The following is a 21,012-nucleotide window of genomic DNA, read 5'->3' as shown; positions in this document are numbered from 1 at the left end:
CGTAAGGGCTACGCTTGCCCCACCAGAGAATCGAAAGTGCTGGTTGCTACTGCGTGATAGTTCGGGCGAGCCACCGCGTACAGTTGTTGCGCCTTCTCCCGGCCGCCTGGCGTTGCTAGCAATGCTTTGTAGAGCGGAGTCAGAAATTTACGCCGCCCCACGTGGGTCAGGAACTGACGAAGGGCTTCGTCGGCAGGAGAGTAGCCAGCGGCAATGGTTCGGGGAAACCATGCCGCCAGTATCTCGGCATTACCGGATTGTGTGAACCCGAAGGCTGCATCAAGCTCCGCCACCTTTTCTATGGACAGAGCTGTCGGCAACCCGTGCAGGAAGTGCACCCACTCATGGCTGCTCCACTCCGCAGGTTGTAGCTCGGTTGCTGGTGTGCCGTGCTGCCAGTTCTGTAGCGCTGCCTCCACTGCCTCGAAGCGCGACGAGCCCACGGGCGGTGCCACTGCCGGAATACCAGGACCGTTCACCCAGCCGTCAAGCTGAAGCTGCTCTTCCAAGCCAGGGTGTTTGTCTAGTAACGCATGCCGCAGGTAGGCCACGAAGGAGTGAGTATCCATGCTCTGGAAGCTATGCTGCGCGAAGTACTCCTTGATGAAGGTGTCAAGCGCGGGACGACCTACTAGGTGTTCGAGGGTGAGAAGTAGATAGTCGCCTTTCTCGTAGGCAATATCGTTGAGGCCTTCGTCGGGGTCCCGTCCTGCTAGGTCGAGGTGCAAGTGGGTGTCTTTGCTAGCCGGTCCAAGCTCGGCGAGTGTATGCAAGAGGCCTGTATGACCAAGCACTTGCAACATATCGGAGTAGGAGCGGCCGTAAAGTTTCTCCATAATCCGCCGCTCGAAGTAGACCGTAAAGCCTTCATTCAACCAGAAATCGTTCCAGGTGGCGTTGGTAACTAGGTTGCCGCTCCAGGAATGCGCCAACTCGTGGGCCACCAAGCTGGTGAGGCTTCGGTCACCAGCCAGAATAGTAGGTGTTACAAATGTTAAACGTGGGTTCTCCATTCCACCAAACGGAAAGGACGGGGGGAGTACCAACAAATCGTATTGCTCCCACCGATATGGGCCGTACAGTTCTTCGGCGGCAGCTACCATTTTCTCCAAATCCTGAAACTCACTGGTTGCCGAAGGCAGGGTAACGGGCTCGGCGTAAATGCCGGTGCGCCCACTCAGCTGTTCGAACGTCACGTCGCCAACTGCCAGCGCCATTAGGTAGGAAGGAATTGGTTGTGCCATCCGGAAGCTGTACTGCCCGGTGGTGTTGCGGGCCTGCGGATTCTCGGCGCTCATCAACGCCAGCAACTCGGCAGGAACTTGCACTTGGGCGTCGTAGGTGAAGCGCACGCCCGGCGAGTCTTGGCAGGGTATCCAGGTACGGGCCAAAATGGCTTGCGACTGGGTGAACAAGAATGGGTGCTGCCGGCCAGCCGTCTGCTCCGGCGTCAGCCATTGCAAGGCCGCCGCTCCAGGAGTGGTGCGGTAGTAGATGGTGACTTCTTGCGTGTCGGGTTGAATAGCTATCCGCAGCGGTTGTCCAAGTACCAGGTCGGGTTCGCCCAACGCAAACTCGGTCGGTTGACCCTGCCGGTTGCCGAGCAGCACCGCGTCGATGGCTAGCTCACGGGCATCGAGCAACAGGTGGGAGGTGCCGGTGTGGTTTCGAATTTGCCAGGTAGCGGAACCCGCCAGCGTCTGAGTTTCGAAGTCAACGGTCAGGGTAAGGGAGAGGTGCTGCACACTAACTTCCGAGGGGCGAGCGTAGCTGTGCGGATCGGGCGTGAAGCGGGGGATGGAAGAAGCAACAACAGTAGGCATAAACGAAAAGCTAATGAGGCCAGCCAATAAAGCGTCGGCCGACGAAGCCCTAAAGATAGCCAAACCACTTCCGCCGGCGGGTGGCATACAACGCAGCAACCCGTGCCTGATCCGACGCCAAGACAGTGAGGCAGCGTGCCAGGTACGGTGCCAGGAATAGACCTGTGTGAATAACAAGTGTGTCGGCAAAACCCGCTAACTTGCAAGCTGAGGAGAATACTGCTCTTCAAGCAACTTATACGCTGGGAATGCAGTAGAACGCGCAACCGACTGTTCGGCTCTACAAGAAGAACTCACTTCTTGATGACCACTGTCGAGAGTCGTTCGTTTTAGCTATTCCCACCTATTTGCATGAACACATTGTTTCGTCCTGCTTTCCTGACCACTCTACTGTTTTGGCTCCTCAGCCTGTCAGTATTTACTGTCGCGTCGTCGTGCAGTCAGGAGCAGAAGTCTAGAATAGAAGAGTCACTGCCAGGGCTATCGTCCAAGGCTGGGGGCGCGCAACCCAAACTCGACAGCGTGTACATTGTGAAGTACATGAGTGCCGAGCCCAAGTTCAAAGATCAGATTGATTGGGGCAAGAAGTTCTACCGAGAACGGGGCTTCCGCCTAGGCTGGTTTCGCGACCATCAACTGGTTCCCCAAGCCAAAACCATGCTCGGCGTTATCGACAAGGCCGCCGACGAAGGGCTTGATCCTAAAGAATATAAAACCAAGGATTTTGATAAGCTGTTTGCTGATTTAGAGGCTGTTAAGGGTGATTCTGCCAAGCGAAACGCCTTGGAAAAGGAGATTGATGTGGCGCTTTCCGGGACGTATTTCAACTGGGCATCCGACTTCTATCGGGGCACGGTAGACCCACGCCAAGTGAAGACCATAGATTGGCAAGTGAAGCGGAACAAGATCAAGCTGCACAAAGCCTTAATGACCATTCTGAAGGAGCGAGAAAGCACGTATCCTTATTACGAGTTCGAGCCTCTGCATCCGGAGTATGACCAGTTGAAGAAGGCGTTAGCCAGCTACCGGGACATCCAACGGAACGGGGGATGGCCTGTACTCCCGGCCACTACCAAACTCAAACCCGGTCAACCGTCGCCAGCCGTTGCGCTGTTGCGCCAGCGGTTGCTTGGCACGAAAGCTCCTGATGCTGCCGCCCCAGTGGCTACCAATGGCGTGACAGCCACGCCAGTTCAGACGGTAGCAAATACCGGCAACACGGGTACTGCTCCTGCTGCTCCAGCCGAGAAGTATGACGCCGAACTGGTAGCCGCAGTGAAGTCTTTTCAGAGCCAAAATGGCCTCAAAGCGGACGGGATAGTAAGTGGTGAAACGCTACGTTTGCTCAACGTTCCAGTCACTCAGCGTATCGAGCAGCTCATCATTAATATGGAGCGTTGGCGCTGGATCCCTAAGAAGTTCGAGCCCGATTACCTCTTAGTAAACATTCCGGATTATAAGCTTCACGTTGTCGAAGGCAACAAGGAAGTTTTCGATATGCGGGTTATCGTAGGCAAGACACTTAACGCCACGCCGGTCTTCAGCGACAAGATGGAATCGGTGGTATTGGCTCCGTACTGGAACGTTCCTTTCAGCATCATCGACAAGGAGCTACGCCCAAAACTGGCCGCTGATCCACATGCTGTACTCGACCGCCTAGACATGGAAGTGGTCAAAGGCTGGGGTGCCAAAGCAACCCCTATTGACCCCACCACCGTTGACTGGGCCAACGTAACACAAGCCACTTGGAAGTACACGTTACGTCGGCGCCCAGGTCCAAAAAACGACCTCGGTGATGTGAAGTTCATCTTCCCCAACTCCCAGGATATCTACCTGCACGACACTCCGCACGACGAGTTGTTCAGCCAGACCAAGCGTGGCTTTAGCCACGGGTGCGTACGCGTAGAAGAGCCGTTGAAGCTGGCCGAGTATCTGCTTCGTAACAAGCAAGGGTGGGACCTAACTCGGATAGAGGAAACAATAGCTGCTGGCCAAGAGCAGTACGTTAGCCTGCCCAAGCACCTCCCAGTGTACCTAGTGTATTTCACAGCTTGGGTTGATACAGACGGAAACGTCAACTTTCGCGACGACATCTATGGCCACGATAAATCTTTGGCTAGAGAGTACTTCAATTAGTATTTCTCGCTCGGCTTGATGGCCATGTAAGCGTTTTCATAAGCCCCTTTGCTGCCTGCCAGCAAGGGGGCTTTTTGTATATCATATATGCGTAGCGGATAACGATGGCAGATGCCCTTACATAGCAACTCCGTTTTCAGAGTTGTTAAAGCATCAGACAATTCTTGTAAGTCACGCCACAGTAGGAACAGAGGAGGGGGCTGATTGTCTATCTCTAACATATGTAATCAAAGATTGCGCTTAAGATTACAATGTTTATCTATGTAAACACTTAGTGCAAACAGTTTACATAGGTAACAAGTAGATGCAAGGAGTAAGGCACGTGATTATTGCAGTACATTTGTTAATGATTACATGTTTGCTCTATGGTTGATCGTATTCGGGAGATTCTACATGCTCGCCAATTATCGCCAACGCAGTTTGCTGATGCTATTGGTGTGGCCCGCCCCATCGTAAGTCACATCCTTAGCGGCAGAAATAAGCCTAGCCTAGAAGTGGTCCAGAAGATCAGCGAAGCGTTTCCAGATCTATCATTGTCCTGGCTAATGAAAGGAATTGGGGCTATGCAAGCTCCGAAGGTGAGTGATACACCAAGCCCAGTGGCACCTGCAAGTTCCTCAACCCGGCGAGCGACAGCTGTTAGAGCGTCAGAAACGCCCCCTGTAGCCCACGACATGCCTGAAGCAATGCGTGACAAGGCAACAACTGATATAGCGCCATCAGGCGGCGCGTTTGAAGGCCAGCAAAGCACGGTAGTGGGCGCTAGCCAAGCACCAGGAGCGCCCGCGCCGAATTGGCCTTTGTTTCCTACTGCCCCAGCGGCAGGTCCGTCTCTCACGCCAACTGGCAATACAGCGGGTGCTACCCCTCCGCACGTCCCTACACCACCGCTAGCATATCCCTATACAGCAGCATCAGCTAGCAGTTCTGCCCTTGAAGCCACCTCACTGGGGGGTAAAGCGCCTACTGGCTCCACTATCCAAACGGAAACCGTAGTTCCCTCACAAGCTCAGGCATTTGTGGAGAAGAATAAGGCCATCCGCCGCATAGTTATTTTCTATCAAGATGGCACTTTCACTGATTATCAGCCCGACGCTAAGTAGGTGGCTTGCCATATGATGCTAAGTGGTCAACGGTTGCTGTCTGCCAAGGTAATTACAAGCCATTTATAGGATGTCTGTGTAGCAGACAAATTCTAGTGCAATTTGGCAGTGTTGAATCCTAGCCCTTTATCAGCATTGCTGGAAAGCCGTAACTTGCTGCTATTATAGACTGTATAAGACAAAGTGTAATAAGTAAAGTATAAAACAGTAGTATAGAGTAGCCGGCAATGGTACAGTGATTTTTATTTGTTATAAACATCTGTATATCAATCAAAAATAAGAGTTGCATAAAGTTGTAGTTTTAGAAATAGTGTATGCTAACGATACAACTTTAAGATAAAATTTAGCTTGACTAAAATCGTCTCTCGTTTGCTGAAGGATCTGCTAAAATAATTGACAGCCCATACAGGGTGGAAAAATTATAAAGCGGAGCAATGGCTAGGCACTAATTGCTTTAGCTATACTAAAAAGTCTTGTATTAGATGGTGCACGCTTCGCCTACGCCGTTTGACGTCATCTGATTTCGCAGGACACGATCATTAACACCCTTTTTGTATCTCATAAAGCAGTTGTCAAAAGTAAAATGATGGGCAAAGCTGGTTGTAGTAGTAAGCGGTTGCACAGTTAGTTTACAGATGTTGCGTGCTGCAATAAGTCGTTGTTCCCGCCTATACCTACGCTTCATCCTTAACAGCGCTCCGCAACACAAATAGAAGCGGTAAGTATGCTTGGCGTTTTTAAGGGGGCTGCTTACCTTTGGGCTATGAAAAAATTCCGTCTGCTCTTCCTGCTCGCTGCTAGCGCCTCGCTTTTCCTGTCATCCTGCTCGCAAGCTCCTGATGCCGAGAAAGACCCGGATGCTGATGCCGCTTACAAGCGTAGTCACCGCACCGAAGGCTATCGGGAGGCACAGCGCAGCAACGCCAAGTAAGAAGCTGTTAGCTGCTGTAAGACTACCTGGTCTGCTAGCAGTAGCAGACTTTTACAGGTTCTACTCTTTGCTATACTAGAGCCACGCTGCCTTACTCTGCAGTGTAGCCACAACTAAAAGCCCCACTAGACGCAGCGTCTGGTGGGGCTTTTAGTTGTAGTAGGCGCGAGGGTGAGTTGGACTAGCCTACCAACACCGCGGCGGGTAATGAGCTAGTTTCTTGCACTGCTGCAGGTTGCAGGTCAGGCAACTCGATGCCTGCTAATAGTTGGTTTTCCAGCAACGCGGCCCAAGTACGCAGGTAGAGCACCACGTCGTCGCGTTGGTTGTGGCGCAAAGCATCACGCCGTTCGAAAGGGATGGCACCCCGGATAGTTGGGTCAGAAAGACGCTCTAGGTGCGTAAGATCAGTGCGAGTGAAGCCTAGGGCCAACATCTCGTCAATGGTAGTATCTATGGGTAAACCGCTGGTAGGGCAGTAGTCAATCAGTTGCCGCTCCCAGTCGCCGTAGCGTTGCATGGCGCGGGCGTGGATTTCGCCCTTGGTTAGATGCGTGATGGTCTGGGCCAAGTGGCCGCAGTTGCAGCTGCCCATATGGCCCCATTGGTAGGGAGCTTGGGTTGCCAGGCGTTGAGCCGTGTCGCGGAGTGCCTGAATGACGGGAAGAGTGCTGTGAGCCATAAATCAAACGTCGTCAGAGGGATGGATAGCAGCGGCATTGCAACCGCTGCTTGTAAAATACTGATACCTGGTGTTTTGTTTGCTAAACGAGTTATTAACTCCCGCCAAAATTTCCAAGCAGCCACCTGATACTATCTACTCCCGAATTTCGTACCATTCAGGTAGCAAGTTTCCTGCGGCTATAAAGCAAAACAGCCCCGACATCACTGCCAGGGCTGAGCTGAAACAAAAACCAGTACAGAAACCGCTGTTAGTAGCCGCTATGAACGGCCGCTGTTGCCACCACCGCCCCGGTAAGGACGGCGTCCCTGGCCAGCGCTTGAGCTGGCGCCACCCGCTGACCGCTCACCCGCAGGACGGGCGGCAGCAGGGCGGTTGCCAGTGGCACGGTTGCGGTCTGAGCCACCACGTTGGGCCCCAGCCTCATGACTCGGGCGGGCGGCGCGCGGCGCATTTCCTTCCCGGCCCGGCCGTGGCGGACGGCCAGCAGGACCTTTGGGCCGCTTGATGGATTCGTTACCGTGCAACAGAACTGGCGCTACTGACCGCGTGGTATAGGGGTGGTCGGCTACCAAGTCAATCTGGCGGCGAATCAGCTTTTGAATGTCTTGCAAATAAGCGCGCTCCTCGTCTTCTACAAACGTAAGAGCCGTACCGAAAGCGCCCGCGCGTCCAGTCCGGCCGATGCGATGCACGTAGGTTTCTGGCTCGTTTGGCACTTCGTAGTTGATAACGTGCGTAAGGTCATCGACGTCGATACCACGAGCAGCAATGTCGGTGGCCACCAGTACGCGGGTGGTGCCGGCCTTGAAGTTGGTAAGAGCCCGCTGCCGGTGGTTCTGCGACTTGTTGCCGTGGATGGCTTCGGCCGGAATGTTGGCTTTGGCCAGCGTCTTCACCACTTTGTCGGCGCCATGCTTGGTGCGTGTGAACACCAATACCCGCTTGATGCTGGAATCGCGGAGCACATGCTCCAGCAAATCGGCCTTGTCGTTTTTGTCAACCAAGTATACACCTTGCGTCACGGTGTCAGCCGTGCTCGAAACGGGCGTAACGGCCACCTTCACGGGGTTTGGCTTCAGGATGGTGTTCGCCAGCTCCTGAATCTGAGCCGGCATAGTAGCCGAGAAGAAGAGCGTCTGCCGGGAAGTGGGCAGCTTGGGTAGAATGCGCTTGATATCGTTGATAAAGCCCATGTCGAGCATGCGGTCGGCCTCGTCAAGTACGAACACTTCCACGTTACGCAGATCAACAAAGCCCTGGCTCATGAGGTCAAGCAAGCGGCCGGGGGTAGCAATAAGAACTTCCACTCCGCGTTTCAAGGTCTGGACCTGGGCGTGCTGGCTTACGCCACCGAAGATGACGGTGGAGCGCAACTTGGCCAGATGACGGCCATAAGCCCCAAAGCTCTCATTGATTTGGATAGCCAGCTCCCGGGTGGGCGTAAGCACCAAGCAGCGGATGCGACCAGGCGCGTGACGCTCTACCTGCGCCGTCTGGTGCAGAATCTGGAGAATCGGGACGGTGAAGGCAGCGGTTTTGCCGGTACCGGTTTGAGCTACGCCTAGTAAGTCGTGGCCTTCCAATACCTGCGGAATAGCCTGCTGCTGGATTGGGGTAGGGTTCGTGTAGCCTTCCTCATGCAGAGCACGCAGGATAGGATCAATCAGGTTTAATTCGTCGAAAGACATCAAAAAGAAAAAAAGCGAGGCCGCGCCCTAATGGTGGCCAGATGGGCTGTGGGTACTAGTCAAGAATGCAAAGGTCGGTGGTTTTACGGCGAAATGGGCGGTACTGGGTTCATGCACCCCTATCATTCGCAATAAAAGCCCGGTTGAGGGGCGCTGAAGTACAATCAAAAGCAGCTCAACAGTGCGTGTGTGCCCTTAGTGCAGGGGCAGCCTCACTACAAAAGAAAGCTCTAGAAAAATGGAGTAGACACTGGCTTACAGGCACATACCCTCGTAATAAAGTAGCTGACAGCTAACCGGAATGCAGTAGATAGAACTACGTCAACACCTGCGGCGCTATTTTCCGTTTACTTTCCTGAAAATTCTTCACCATCTGTTTTATCTCATGGAAATTATCAGCCGAAAAACTGCTTACGACGGCCATTTCAAGGTTTCTTTACTCACTATACAAGACGGGGACGAGCAGCTGAAGCGCGAACGGTTCGAACCTGGCACCGCCGTGGCAGCCCTAGTGTGGGACACTCAGCAGGAGCGGTACCTACTGACTCGCCAATATCGGGTAGGAGCGGAGGCGGAAGTGCTGGAAATTGCCGCCGGAATGGTTGATGGAGACGAAACACCCGAAACTGCTATCCGCCGCGAGGTACAGGAAGAGCTAGGGTACGATGTGGACCGGCTAGAACAAATTGCCCGAATCTATCCTTCACCTGGCGCAAACGCTGAAGTTATCACCATCTTTTTCGCTGAGGTAAGCAATAAGAGTGGGGAAGGAGGAGGGCTAGTCGAAGAAAGCGAGAAAATCGAAAGCGTTGTCCTCACCCACGAGCAACTGGTAGCCCAGCAGTACGAAGACGCCAAAACACTGATAGCTGTACAGTGGGCGCAACTCCGTAAGTGAAAAATAGCACGGATACGCTCCATACTATCTGTGTTTCGATAAAGCCCACTACGTTATGCGGAGAGTAGCGCGGACATCCGCATAACGTAGTGGGCTTCAATTACCAGTGCAACGGCAGCCTGTATGAAACATTTGAGCCTGTTGAGCTATTTCAGCAGATTCCAGTTTGGATGGTCTGTATTCATTTGTATAAACAAAAAAGCTGTAGCCTCAAGAGGCTGCAGCTTTTTTGTTATAGTGTATAGTTGGCTAATAATGAGTGAAATAAAAATTTACTTTAATTATTGAGTCTTGATAATATATTCAAATGTTTGTTTGGTTTTGGCGTCATTAATAAGCACTGTTATATCCTGAGGAGCCTCTGTTTTAACAAATGGTATAGTGCGTTTGCTCATGTACAAGTCGCGGTTCCAGAAGCGGCCATTGCCTGCTTCCAAGGAAGGCACATTGAACACTTCCTTGCCTTCTTTGTCTTTCCCCACCACGCTGAGCAGGGCCGGGTCGGCGTTGGCTGAGCCACGGCGGTACATAGTTACGCTTAGCTCGCCACCAGGAGGCAACTGGCTGAAACGCCGCTGATACGTGGTGTCGGCCCAACTCTTGATCTTTTTGAGGGCGTCGATTTCAGTGAGCAAATCGGCGTACGGACGGTAGGCTACGCGTGTGACGCAGGCATCTACTTCGGCATCCTCGTCTGTGTTTTTGGTGACGTTAAGCACGTACTGGCATTCCTCATCCTTTTTGGCAACCATGTATTTCTTGCGAGGCTTGCCGGGCATATATTGGGCCGAAGCCGCTAGTGTACAAGTTAGTAGGGCAGCCAGGAGAATAATTCTCTTCATATGAAAAGCTAGATTTAGGCTTGAAAGTAAGGTTTCAGGCTCCCAAAGATAGGTAAGTGCTACATGCAGCTGACTGGATTTCGTCCAAAAACCTGTTTCACCCGCTAGATGCTAGTGGTTTGGGGGGTGTATGAAGCGTAACACAGGCCTCAACGAAACGTGACGTAATGGTAACGCCCTCATAACGCCTGCTTCATAGGGGAAGACGAACTTTGAGACGGGTAAAAACGGCTTTCTCTTATGCGCGCTCCCCTGACAATACCTCTGCTGCACCAGATAGTGCGCGGAGCAGCCTACGTCATGTTCCAGCTGGCTCTAGTACTGGCCTTCCTGCTGCGGTCTATGGGGGCACTACGATTGCCTTTTCGGTTTCATAACGCCGACGAGGAATCGCAGGATACCCCACCCACCCGGCGCACGCTCCCGAGTGCGCGCCTCAGACCCCGCCCCGCCCTTTGATTACTGCATGCTCGCCCACCAAGAAGCGTCGCCGCGTGGAGGTGGCCGTGGTTTCTGATGTCCATCTGGGCACGTATGGCTGCCACGCCACCGAACTGCTACGCTACCTCAAAAGCATAAAGTCCAAGGTGCTGGTGCTGAATGGTGATATTGTAGATATCTGGCAATTCAGCAAAAGCTACTGGCCGGCTACGCACATGCGGGTGGTACGCCATTTGGCGGGGTTGGCCGCCAAGGGTACTCATATCCACTACCTCACCGGCAACCACGACGAGCTTCTGCGCAAATTCGCTGGCACTCGCCTCGGAGCTTTTCGCATCGACAACAAGCTGGTGCTGGACCTGCCCCACGGCAAAACCTGGCTTTTCCACGGCGACGTGTTCGACGTGACCATGCGGCACTCCCGCTGGCTGGCCAAGCTGGGCGCCAAAGGCTATGACCTCTTAATTCTAATCAACCGGATGGTAAACTGGGGTTTGCACCGGTTGGGCCGCCCGCGAGTAGCCCTGTCGAAAGCCGTGAAGGACCGCGTGAAGAGCGCCGTGAGTCTGGTGAGCGACTTCGAAACAACCGCCGCCACCATTGCCGTCGATCAGGGGTACAGCTACGTGGCCTGTGGGCACATTCATTGTCCTGAAATCAGGCCGATAAACACTGAAAAGGGAGATGTCGTCTATCTGAACTCCGGCGACTGGGTGGAAAACCTGACCGCGCTGGAATACACCGCCAAAACTGGCTGGCAACTCTACCGCTACGCCGACGACCCCAAGATGCTGCAACACCCCGACCAAGCCCCGGAAGAGGTTGACGAGGAAGATTCGGCCGCCGATATGCCGGTGGCCACGTTGCTTGATGGATTGTTGGCGGAGTTTCAATTGCGTAAGTCATGAGTCATGCAGTGAGTAGGCGCTACGTAGCACCACATTGCTGCACCGTACACGGCAACTGACTTTTTGAAATCAACGCTTCTCTTGTTAAATACTGGATACTAGTACGCACCCCTCCAATCATCCAGCTGCCTACTATCTAGCCAGAGCAAGCACTACCTACTACGAATGCCCCGCATCCTTTACGCTATTCAAGGCACCGGCAACGGTCATCTCAGCCGCGCCCTCGATATTGTTCCACTCCTGCAAGCACGGGCCTCTCGGGTTGATTTGTTGGTAAGTGGGCCGCCGGCCGACGTGCAGCTGCCCTTCGAGGTGCGCTACCGCTACCACGGCATGGGCTTTATCTTCGGCAAAAAAGGCGGCATCAATTTCCTGAAGACTTTTTGGCAACTCAATTCAGCTGCGTTTGTGCGCGAGATGCGCCAACTGCCCGTGGAAAGCTACGATGTCGTCATCAACGATTTCGAGCCCGTGTCGGCATGGGCGTGCCGGCTGCGCGAGGTGCCATGCGTAGCGCTAAGCCACCAGAGCGCGGTGCTGCACGACGCGGCCCCGCGACCCAAAGACGATGATATAGTAGGCCGGGCCGTGCTGCGGCACTATGCCCCCAGCACGCAGCAGTTTGGCTTTCATTTCCAGCGCTACGAGCCGCGCATTTCCACGCCCGTCATTCGGCAGCAGGTACGGGCCTTGACGCCCCAAAACCACGGCCACTACACCGTGTATCTGCCCGCTTTCGATGAGGAAACGCTGGTGAAACGCCTGCGCTACCTCAGCCGCGACGTACGGTGGGAGGTGTTTAGCAAGCACAGCCAGCAGGAGTCGGAGTACGGCAACGTACGGGTGAGGCCCGTGAGCGGAACGGCTTTCACCGATAGCCTCGCTCGTAGCGCCGGGGTCTTGTGCGGGGCTGGGTTCGAAACGCCCGCCGAGGCCTTGTATCTGGGCAAGAAACTGCTGGTGGTGCCCATGCGCAACCAATACGAGCAAACGTGCAACGCCGCCGCCTTGTCCCAGATGGGGGTGCCCGTTGTGAAAAACCTCAAGGATAAAAGCCTGGCCATTATCGACCAGTGGCTGCAGCAGGATACGGTGATACCCGTAGAGTACCCCGACGAGACAGGGGCAGTGTTGGACAACCTCCTGGCAGAAGTGAGCTCGCAAAAAGCGTTGGCGAGTCGTTTCTAAGTGGAGGCGCAACTACTTTTTTATCCCACAACGTATCTGCTTAGCTGGTTGCCACGAATCACCCACTTCTTGGGTTTGTGCGCTACCCTTTGCCGTATTTAAGGTACCGGAGGGCTGGTGCCATCCCTCTCGTTCCGCTTCCACCTATGGCTATTACTTCGCTACCCGCCGCTTTTTTTCCCCCAACTACGCCCCCTCGTGTGACCCGAGCGGACTTTGGGCCCGACTTCCGGTGGGGTGTTTCGGCCGCCGCCTACCAGACAGAGGGGGCGTGGAATCTAGACGACAAAGGGCCTAGTATCTGGGATGATTTTGTGCGGCAACGGGGCCGCATCAAGCGGGCAGAAACGGCGCAAGTAGCCACGGACTTCTACCACCGCTGGCCCCAGGACTTAGACTTGTTGAACCAAATGGGAATACAGGATTTTCGCTTTTCCATTTCATGGTCGCGCGTTATACCGCATGGTATAGGCGAGGTTAACCAAAAGGGTATAGACTTTTATGACCGTTTGGTGGATGGCTGTCTGGAGCGTGGCATCACTCCCTGGCCCACGCTCTACCATTGGGACCTGCCCTCAACCCTGCAGCAGCTAGGCGGCTGGACCAACCGTGATATTGTTGGGTGGTTCACAGAGTACGCTCAACGCATGGCCGCCCGCCTTGGCGACCGGGTGCAGCATTGGATGGTGCTCAACGAGCCGATGGTATTCACCGGGGCCGGCCACTTGTTGGGTATTCATGCACCGGGCCGGCGTAGTTTGGGCGCGTTTCTGGCGGCTACCCACCATGCTACGTTGGCGCAGGCGGAAGGTGGCCGAGCACTTCGCGCCGTATTGCCTGCCGAGGCCCAAATCGGCACCACGTTTTCGTGCTCTTACGTTACGCCGTGGCGGCTGGGGCACGCCCGCGACGCCCGCGCCACTCGCCGGGCCGATGCCTTGCTCAACCGTCTGTTTGTAGAGCCGGCCCTCGGGCTGGGCTACCCCGTAGCCGATGTGCCCCTGCTGGGCTGGATGGAGCGTTATATCAGGCCCGGCGATGACAAGCTGATGCCCTTTAACTTCGACTTTTTGGGGGTGCAGAACTACACTCGGGAAGTGGTTCGGCACTCGCCCTTTGTGCCTTTGTTGTGGGCCTCTCTAGTAGGAGCCGCCCCCCGCGGAGTACCGCATACCGATATGGGGTGGGAGGTGTTTCCGGAGAGCTTGTACCATATGTTAAAACAATTTGGTGCTTACCCAAATGCACCGCGCCTGCTCGTGACAGAAAATGGTGCGGCTTTCCCCGATACGTTAACCTCCAACGGCCGCGTACACGACGCCAGCCGACAAGCATACATTCAAGCGTGTATCGGGCAGGTGCTGCGTGCTCGGCAGGAAGGCACCCGTGTGGATGGCTACTTTGCTTGGTCGTTCACCGATAACTTTGAATGGGCCGAAGGCTACGGGCCGCGTTTCGGGTTGGTGCATGTGGAATACGAAACGCAACGGCGCACCATCAAAGACTCTGGGAAGTGGTACAGCAAGTTTCTGGCGGGCGAAGAAGGAAGCCTGCCTGCCGGAACCGGAACCCCACTGGCCACTTCGGAAGCGCCGGTTCAGTCAGTTTATCAGGTGCCGGGCTCATCTTCCTTGGGTAGTTGAGTTGCCTCAGGGCCCTGGGCTTGGCTGTTCCGGTAGCTTGAATCCGGCCGGGGCAAAAGAGCTTTAGCGGTGCTCTTATACAAGGCAAAGCAGCTTTAAAAGCCTGCATGGTTTCCCAACTGTGCAGGCTTTTGCTCTTGATAAATAGGAGGAAAATATTTATACCAAACTTTCAATAAATATTGAAAATAAGAAAATACATTTGAGGCAAGGCTGGCGAGAGTTGGATAGTGCTCCATAGTTGGACGTGGGGTGCAGGCGGAGCGGCAAAACCAGTTGAGTGATTTTTCACCTAGTTCTTACTGGTTATGTCTACCGAACGCAATGAACCACCACTTGACCCGGAAGCCGGCGCTCCAGATTCTTTTGAAACCACGGACTTGCCCTGGTACTCCACCTCGACGGGTAGTGCCTTAGTTGCCGTGGGAGGAGCTGGCCTATTGGGGGCGCTGCTGATGGCTATTTCCACCCAAGAGTTTCGGGCTTATGGCATGACACTCTTTCTATTCTCGCCCTTGATTTGTGGGCTGGCCGCTGCCATTCTTTATAACCTGAGTCGGCCAGTGGGCCAGCGGCGGCTTTTCCGGCCAGCGTTGGCCGTGGTGGTTACGTTAGCGCTGCTCTGCACCATGGGCCTGCTGATTATGGGCGGAATAGAAGGCCTGATTTGCGTGCTGATGGCTTTCCCCGTGGCGTTGGTGATGGCCTTGATGGGAGCCGCGCTTGGCGAAGGAATGACCAGGGCGCTCGGCGGTGATAGTCGGCGGCCCGTGCCTGTGCTGGCGGCGCTGGTGCTGGTATATCCGGCCTTACAGTCCTACGAAAACGAGAACACCCCGCCTCCGCCACCTCATGAGGTGGTGACGCAGCTGGTGGTGCAGGCGCCGCCGACCCGGGTGTGGGCGGCGCTGGTGCAGCCGGTGCAGTATCCGGAGCGGGTAGGGCTGCTGTTTCGGGCTGGGGTGGCATATCCTACCCGAACGGCGTTGCGCACAACCGCAACCGGTGGGCGTGAACTGACGGTGGCCTACTCAGGCAAAGCCGTGGCCCATTTGCCTGTCAGCCACTGGGTGCCAGAGCGGGAACTGCAATTCAAGGTGCCCGTCACGCCCGAGCCCATGAAGGAGCTGAGTCCATACCCCCGGATTCATGCCCCGCACTTGCACGGCTATTTCCGGGTGAGCACCGGTACGTTTCGCCTGCAACCGCTGCCGGGCGGCCGCACGCTACTGGAAGCGCGCACCGTGTATCAGCACAGCATCGGGCCGCGCGGCTACTGGCAGCTCTGGAGCGACTACCTGCTCGACGATATGCACACCCGGGTCCTGACCACCCTTCAGCAGCAAGTGGAACATGAATAAGACCATGCTGCTACCGGTGCTGATGCGGCCAGCACCAACCCCTGCAACTCCCGCAACACGAGTGGTGGCCACGGTTCCTCCACTTTACGAGCCCGCACTTGTGCGTCAACTCTTCAATTATATGGCTCTCACGTATCGTTGGCACGCCATCCTGGTGGCCGGCCTTACGGGGTGGTGGCGGCGCCAGCTGGTGGCCCGGCTACCGTTGGCACCAGGACAACGGGTGGTTGACCTGATGACCGGCACCGGTGAGCTATGGAGCCGGTTGTTGCCCAGGCTGGGGCCAACGGGCAGAGTGCGGGCCGTCGATTTCTCGTCTTCGATGCTGCACGCCGCCGCCCGCCGTCGTACTGCGTTGCCAGCGGGCCAGCAAGTGAGCCTGCACCACGCCGACGCCTGTTGTAGCGGCCTGGCCTCTGGTTCAGCGGATGTGGTGGTGAGTGCTTTCGGGTTGAAAACGTTGGCGCCGGCTGCCTATCCGGCGTTGGCCGCTGAAATAGTCCGCCTGCTGGTGCCTGGCGGCACGGTGGCGCTGCTTGAACTGACGGTGCCGGCCAGTGGCTGGCGGCGCCTGGTATGCCTGCACTATATGCAGGCCCTCAACTGCTTGTTGCAGCAGATAGGAGGGCCTCTCACGATACACGCGCACCTGTTGTCGTATGCGCGCCGATTTGCCACGCTCGATGAGGTGGCGGCGGCCTGCCGTGCCGCCGGCCTTATCAATGTTCGGGTGGAGCAACTCACCGGTGGAATAGCATCGGTGCTGCTGGCTGAACAGCCTGCCCGTTAACAGAGCAGACTCACTGCTGGGCTTCACAATTCCATAACTAGCAGATAACTATACCGTAATAAGCTCCCGGTAGCTTTGATGCATCTACTATCAACCTTGTTTGGATGCGTCAATATTTACTTTCGGGAGTGAAAACTGGCTTGGTCTTCCTTGCTTTGGGTACCACGCCCGCAGCAGCGCAGAGTGTGCGGCAGGGATTCGAAGGCACCGCCGCCGATACCTGGGCTTTCACGGCCACCCCCGCTACCTACAACGTAGTAGCCGATAACGACCAGTGGGCGGCCCTGGCTACCGTGGGAACCACGGGCACTGCCGGTACCGCCGCAGTGCCAGCCGCCGGCGCCCAGCTCTGGGGTATGCGCGACTTGGAAGGGCCCGCTACGGGCGCTGCCTCGGTGTGGCACTTTCTGGATTTCGCCCCCGTAGCCATTCAGAGTGGTACTACCGCTGCCAATACAGTTTCGTTTCAATACTTCAGCAACGCCTTCGATAATCCTGATTCGTTGGCGTACGTGGTGGTGTTCGACAACGGTACCACGTGGCCGGCCACCAAAACCTACACGCAGCTTAGCAAAGACACCCGGGCCTATCAGACCGTAACCGTATCTATTCCGGCAGGTAGCACGGCCGTACGCCTGCGCCTGGCCGCCAAGCAGAACGGCAACGACGACTGGGCGGCCTGGGACGAAGTGCAAGTAGGCCGCGCCACTGCTCCCGTAGTGCCTGCGTTGGGCCTGACGGCGGCTACGGTGGTGGCCAACGAAAATGGGGGTACCGTGAGTGTTCCCGTCTCTATCACCAACCCCGGTACCGCCGCCAGCACGGTGCAGGTAGCCTTGGTCGCCGGTCTGAGCACGGCTACGCCCGGCACCGATTTCACGTATGCCGCCACGCAAACGCTCACGTTCCCGGCTGGTGCCACAGGCCCCCAAACCGTAGTGGTGCCGCTGACGGATGATATGCTGGCCGAAGGAGCGGAGTACTTCGCATTGCGCCTCCAAAACCCTACCAATGCCACGCTCACGGCAAGCGCTACCGAGGTGTTGGTGTATATCAAAGACAACGATACGCAGGCCCCGCTGCAAACCCGCAACCTCACGCTCAGCCGGTTGGGGGCCTCGTACCAGAATGGAGCGGCCGGTACCAACTCGGCCGAAATTGTGGCTCACGATCCTACCACGCAACGCCTGTACGTGGCTAATTCGGCAGGGGGCAAGCTGGATATTTTGAGCATGGCCAATCCGGCGGCTCTCACGTCGGTAGCTTCTATCAACATCCTGCCGTATGGTGGTATCAACTCGGTGGCGGTGCGCAACGGGGTGGTAGCCTGCGCTATAGAGAACTCCAATCTGCAGCAAAACGGCAGTGTGGTGTTTTTCGACCAGAACGGGGCTTTCCTCAAGCAAGTAACAGTGGGGGCCTTGCCTGACATGATTACGTTTTCGCCCGATGGCCAGCTGCTTATCACCGCCAACGAAGGCGAGCCTAACTCTACTTACACCACCGACCCCGAAGGTTCGGTATCGGTTATTGACTTCGCGAACGGCGTGGCCGGCGTCACCCAGGCCAGTGTCACGACGCTGAATTTTGCCAGCTACAACAGCCAAGCCGCTGCGCTTCGGGCGGCAGGCATCCGGTTGTACGGCGGCACCGCGGCAACGCCCAGCACAGTAGCGCAGGATTTAGAGCCAGAGTACGTGGCCGTGTCTGCCGACTCACGGACGGCCTACATCACGCTCCAGGAAAACAACGCCATTGCTACGCTCGACCTGACCACCCGGCAGTTCACGAGTTTGCGCACAGTGGGCTACCAAGACCATAGCCAGGCCGGCTTCGGCCTCGATGCCTCCGACCAAACCCCCGACATCCTGATGGCTAACTGGCCGATCCGGGGGATGCGGCAGCCCGATGCCATTGCCTCATTTGAGGTGGCCGGGCAGCGCTACCTGATTACGGCCAACGAGGGAGATGCCCGCGAGTACGACGCCCTCAACGAAATCAACCGGCTTGGTGAGGCAGCCTATGTGCTTGACCCCACGGCGTTTCCAAACGCGGCACTGCTGAAAAACACCCAGGTACTCGGCCGTCTGAACGTCACCAACAAACTAGGCGACACCGACGGGGACGGGGACTTCGACCAGATTTATGCCCTCGGAGGTCGCTCGTTCAGCGTTTACAACGCCAGCACGGGCGCCCTCGTCCACGACAGCGGCGACTTGCTGGAGCGCGTTACCAGCACCGACCCTACGTACGGCGCCATCTTCAATGCCAGCAACACCACCGGCAACCCCGTTCGTAAGAACCGCTCCGACGACAAAGGCCCCGAGCCCGAAGGCGTCACGACGGGGATGATCCGGGACACGGTGTACGCCTTTGTTTCGCTGGAACGCATTGGGGGTGTGGCCGTATTCAACGTCAACGACCCGGCGCAGCCAAAGCTGGTGCAGTACATCAACAACCGCAGCACCACCGACGGCACCGGCGACCAGGGCCCCGAAGGCATTGTGTTTATTTCGGCCGCCAATAGCCCGACGGGCCAGCCGCTGCTGTTGCTAGCCAACGAGGTAAGCAGCACGGTATCCATCTACAACATCCAAACCCGCGGGGTGCTGAGCACCAAAACAGCCCGCAACGCGGCGCCATTGCACCTCTACCCAAATCCGAGCCAGGGCGGCAAGGTGCAGCTAAGCCGGGCAGTAAGTGGTACGCTGCACGACGTGCTGGGCCGCCCGGTCCGTATGCTGCGTGCCGCTCAACAAATTGAAACGGCTGGCCTTGCGCCGGGCGTCTATGTGCTCCGCGCCGAGGATGGTGCCAGCTCGAAGCTGGTGGTGCGCTAGATACTGCTTTCGTGTTTTATCCCTCTACACTACCCCTCGTTATTCTTACCCACCTCTAAAAAAGCCTCAGCCAACTACTGGCTGGGGCTTTATTTTTCTGGTTACCGAAGATTGATTTCCCGGCTGGTATATGGCGCATAGAACACGCAGCGCCTACTTGATGAGGAATGGCGGGTTACAGGCTGATGCCACGCAACGTGCCCCAGGGTTCCGTATATTGGCCTGTCCTAGTGCTATACTTCATCGTTGTTATCAGAAGACCGTGCTCCTCACTATCTCCACCACACACCAGCCCGCCACCGACCTAGGCTACCTGCTACACAAGAACCCGGCCCGGCTCCAATCCGTGGATATTGCCTACGGGCAGGCCCACATTTTTTATCCCGAAGCTACGGCCGCCCGCTGCACCGTGGCGTTGTTGCTGGATGTTGACGCAGTGGCGTTGGTGCGCAATCACCGGGGGCCGGTTGGGGAGGGGTTCGCGCTGGAACAGTACGTCAACGACCGGCCCTACGCCGCTTCTTCTTTTCTGAGCACAGCGCTGGTGAAAGCCTTTAACACGGCCATGAACGGCACGTGCAAAGACCGCCCGGAGCTGCCCGAAACGCTGCTGCCGCTGGACGTAACCGTAGCGGCGCTGCCCGCTGCCAGCGCCGAACAGCTGCACCGCCTTTTCACGCCCCTCGGCTACGAGGTGTCCACCGAAGCCCACCCACTCGACCCCACCGTGCCCGCGTGGGGCGAGAGCCGCTACTACACGCTGCGTCTGCGCCATGCCGCCTGCCGTTTGCGCGACCTGCTTACGCACCTCTACGTGCTTGTTCCCGTCCTCGACAACGACAAGCACTATTGGATAGGAGCGGCCGAGGCCGAAAAACTGCTGCACCGTGGCGCCGACTGGCTGCCCCAGCACCCCGACCGGGAGTTTATCACGCGCCGCTACCTGCGGTATGCCGAGTACGTGAACCCCACGCTGAAACGGCTGCTGGCCACCGAAGACGCTCCCACCGACGATGTGGTGGCTACGGCATTGCTCCTAACCGAAACCGATACCAACGAGGAAGCAACTACCGACGCTCCGGGTACCGGTGAAAGCAAGGCCGCGCCAACCGAGAAGCAGAAGCTGCACGACCTGCGTCTGGCGCGCGTCGCCGAAGAAATCAGGCAGGTAGGAGCGAAGCGGGTGCTGGACCTTGGCTGCGGCGAAGGCAAACTTGTGCGCCGGTTGCTCCAGCTGCCTCAAATCGAGCACATTCTGGGTATGGACGTGTCGTACCAGGAGCTGCTGCGGGCGCAGGAGCGGCTGCACGTGGCCGAGATGCCCCCGCGCCAGCGCGAGCGGCTCACGCTGGTGCAAGGCTCCTTGCTGTACCACGACCCCCGCTTGGCGGGCTACGATGCGGCAGCCGTGGTGGAAGTTATCGAGCACCTAGACGAAGGCCGGCTAGCGGCGTTCGAGCAAGTGCTTTTTGCTCGGGCGCGCCCCGGCGTTGTGTTCTTGACCACGCCTAACGCTACCTACAATCAGAAGTTCGAGAAGCTCTCCGCCGGCCAGTTCCGCCACTCCGACCACCGCTTCGAGTGGACTGAAGCGCAGTTCACGGCGTGGGCAACGGACGTGGCGGCCCGCCACGGCTACCGGGTGCGCGTAGAACCGCTCGGCCCGGAAGATGCACAGGTGGGGGCTCCCTCCCAATTGGCAGTGTTTGAACTACAGGGTTAAAGCAACCTGGCT

Annotated in this window: 17 protein-coding genes and 1 pseudogene; 13 read left to right on the top strand and 5 right to left on the bottom strand. The window is 56.6% G+C overall.

The genetic code is table 11. From position 1 onward, the window contains the following. Positions 1 to 8: 8 nt before the first annotated feature. Positions 9 to 1,823, bottom strand: coding sequence for a M1 family metallopeptidase (locus tag MTX78_RS12665; RefSeq protein WP_243794616.1), 1,815 nt, complete (start codon positions 1,821 to 1,823; stop codon positions 9 to 11). A gap of 351 nt (positions 1,824 to 2,174) precedes the next feature. Here MTX78_RS12665 and MTX78_RS12660 point away from each other — a divergent pair, with 351 nt between their 5' ends. Further along, complete coding sequence (locus MTX78_RS12660; RefSeq protein WP_243794614.1) at positions 2,175 to 3,959, top strand: L,D-transpeptidase family protein; 1,785 nt, start codon at positions 2,175 to 2,177, stop codon at positions 3,957 to 3,959. On the opposite strand, the gene MTX78_RS12655 is transcribed toward MTX78_RS12660, so the two are convergent. Beyond that, entirely contained in the window at positions 3,956 to 4,180 is a 225-nt protein-coding gene (locus MTX78_RS12655) for a hypothetical protein (protein WP_243794612.1), read from the bottom strand. The two genes, MTX78_RS12660 and MTX78_RS12655, sit on opposite strands and share 4 nt — an antisense overlap. A 144-nt stretch (positions 4,181 to 4,324) precedes the next feature. On the opposite strand from MTX78_RS12655, the pseudogene MTX78_RS25435 reads away from it, so the two are divergent. The 3 genes and pseudogenes from MTX78_RS25435 to MTX78_RS12645 all read left to right on the top strand — a co-directional run. Then, positions 4,325 to 4,444: pseudogene (locus MTX78_RS25435) on the top strand (helix-turn-helix domain-containing protein); the annotation flags it as partial. 189 nt (positions 4,445 to 4,633) lie between these two features. Continuing rightward, a complete protein-coding gene (locus MTX78_RS12650; RefSeq protein WP_243794611.1) occupies positions 4,634 to 5,062 on the top strand; it encodes a hypothetical protein in 429 nt (142 codons plus the stop codon). A gap of 763 nt (positions 5,063 to 5,825) precedes the next feature. Further along, entirely contained in the window at positions 5,826 to 5,993 is a 168-nt protein-coding gene (locus MTX78_RS12645) for a hypothetical protein (RefSeq protein ID WP_243794609.1), read from the top strand. A 181-nt stretch (positions 5,994 to 6,174) separates the two neighbouring features. Here the strand turns inward: MTX78_RS12645 and MTX78_RS12640 are convergent, their stop codons facing one another. Further along, positions 6,175 to 6,675: a hypothetical protein gene (locus tag MTX78_RS12640; protein WP_243794607.1), complete on the bottom strand. Its 501-nt coding sequence runs from the start codon at positions 6,673 to 6,675 to the stop codon at positions 6,175 to 6,177. A gap of 260 nt (positions 6,676 to 6,935) precedes the next feature. Continuing rightward, complete coding sequence (locus MTX78_RS12635; protein ID WP_243794605.1) at positions 6,936 to 8,366, bottom strand: DEAD/DEAH box helicase; 1,431 nt, start codon at positions 8,364 to 8,366, stop codon at positions 6,936 to 6,938. A 385-nt stretch (positions 8,367 to 8,751) separates the two neighbouring features. Between MTX78_RS12635 and MTX78_RS12630 the strand changes: the two genes are divergently transcribed. Next, positions 8,752 to 9,264 carry an NUDIX domain-containing protein gene (locus MTX78_RS12630; protein ID WP_243794603.1) on the top strand — a complete coding sequence of 171 codons (513 nt, stop codon included), beginning with the start codon at positions 8,752 to 8,754 and terminating at the stop codon, positions 9,262 to 9,264. A gap of 281 nt (positions 9,265 to 9,545) precedes the next feature. Here the strand turns inward: MTX78_RS12630 and MTX78_RS12625 are convergent, their stop codons facing one another. Beyond that, complete coding sequence (locus tag MTX78_RS12625; protein WP_243794601.1) at positions 9,546 to 10,106, bottom strand: hypothetical protein; 561 nt, start codon at positions 10,104 to 10,106, stop codon at positions 9,546 to 9,548. A gap of 240 nt (positions 10,107 to 10,346) precedes the next feature. On the opposite strand from MTX78_RS12625, the gene MTX78_RS12620 reads away from it, so the two are divergent. The 8 genes from MTX78_RS12620 to MTX78_RS12585 all read left to right on the top strand — a co-directional run bounded on the left by MTX78_RS12620 (position 10,347) and on the right by MTX78_RS12585 (position 21,000). After that, positions 10,347 to 10,565 carry a hypothetical protein gene (locus MTX78_RS12620; RefSeq protein WP_243794599.1) on the top strand — a complete coding sequence of 73 codons (219 nt, stop codon included), beginning with the start codon at positions 10,347 to 10,349 and terminating at the stop codon, positions 10,563 to 10,565. After that, complete coding sequence (locus MTX78_RS12615; RefSeq protein ID WP_243794597.1) at positions 10,562 to 11,455, top strand: UDP-2,3-diacylglucosamine diphosphatase; 894 nt, start codon at positions 10,562 to 10,564, stop codon at positions 11,453 to 11,455. Before MTX78_RS12620 ends, MTX78_RS12615 begins: the two co-directional genes overlap by 4 nt. A 165-nt stretch (positions 11,456 to 11,620) precedes the next feature. Continuing rightward, positions 11,621 to 12,643 (top strand): glycosyltransferase family protein, encoded by a 1,023-nt coding sequence (locus MTX78_RS12610; RefSeq protein ID WP_243794595.1) that lies wholly within the window; start codon positions 11,621 to 11,623, stop codon positions 12,641 to 12,643. A 146-nt stretch (positions 12,644 to 12,789) separates the two neighbouring features. Next, complete coding sequence (locus MTX78_RS12605) at positions 12,790 to 14,286, top strand: GH1 family beta-glucosidase (RefSeq protein ID WP_243794593.1); 1,497 nt, start codon at positions 12,790 to 12,792, stop codon at positions 14,284 to 14,286. A gap of 308 nt (positions 14,287 to 14,594) precedes the next feature. Beyond that, on the top strand, positions 14,595 to 15,647 hold the full coding sequence (locus tag MTX78_RS12600; protein WP_243794566.1) for a hypothetical protein: 1,053 nt from the start codon (positions 14,595 to 14,597) through the stop codon (positions 15,645 to 15,647). Continuing rightward, positions 15,640 to 16,437, top strand: coding sequence for a class I SAM-dependent methyltransferase (locus tag MTX78_RS12595; protein ID WP_243794564.1), 798 nt, complete (start codon positions 15,640 to 15,642; stop codon positions 16,435 to 16,437). Before MTX78_RS12600 ends, MTX78_RS12595 begins: the two co-directional genes overlap by 8 nt. A 104-nt stretch (positions 16,438 to 16,541) precedes the next feature. Beyond that, on the top strand, positions 16,542 to 19,277 hold the full coding sequence (locus MTX78_RS12590) for a choice-of-anchor I family protein (protein WP_243794562.1): 2,736 nt from the start codon (positions 16,542 to 16,544) through the stop codon (positions 19,275 to 19,277). A gap of 262 nt (positions 19,278 to 19,539) precedes the next feature. After that, positions 19,540 to 21,000 carry a 3' terminal RNA ribose 2'-O-methyltransferase Hen1 gene (locus tag MTX78_RS12585; RefSeq protein ID WP_243794560.1) on the top strand — a complete coding sequence of 487 codons (1,461 nt, stop codon included), beginning with the start codon at positions 19,540 to 19,542 and terminating at the stop codon, positions 20,998 to 21,000. The last annotated feature ends 12 nt before the right edge of the window (positions 21,001 to 21,012 follow it).

Origin of the sequence: Hymenobacter tibetensis (genome assembly GCF_022827545.1) — a bacterium.
GTDB lineage: Bacteria > Bacteroidota > Bacteroidia > Cytophagales > Hymenobacteraceae > Hymenobacter > Hymenobacter tibetensis.
This window is presented reverse-complemented; position numbering and strand designations above follow the sequence as displayed.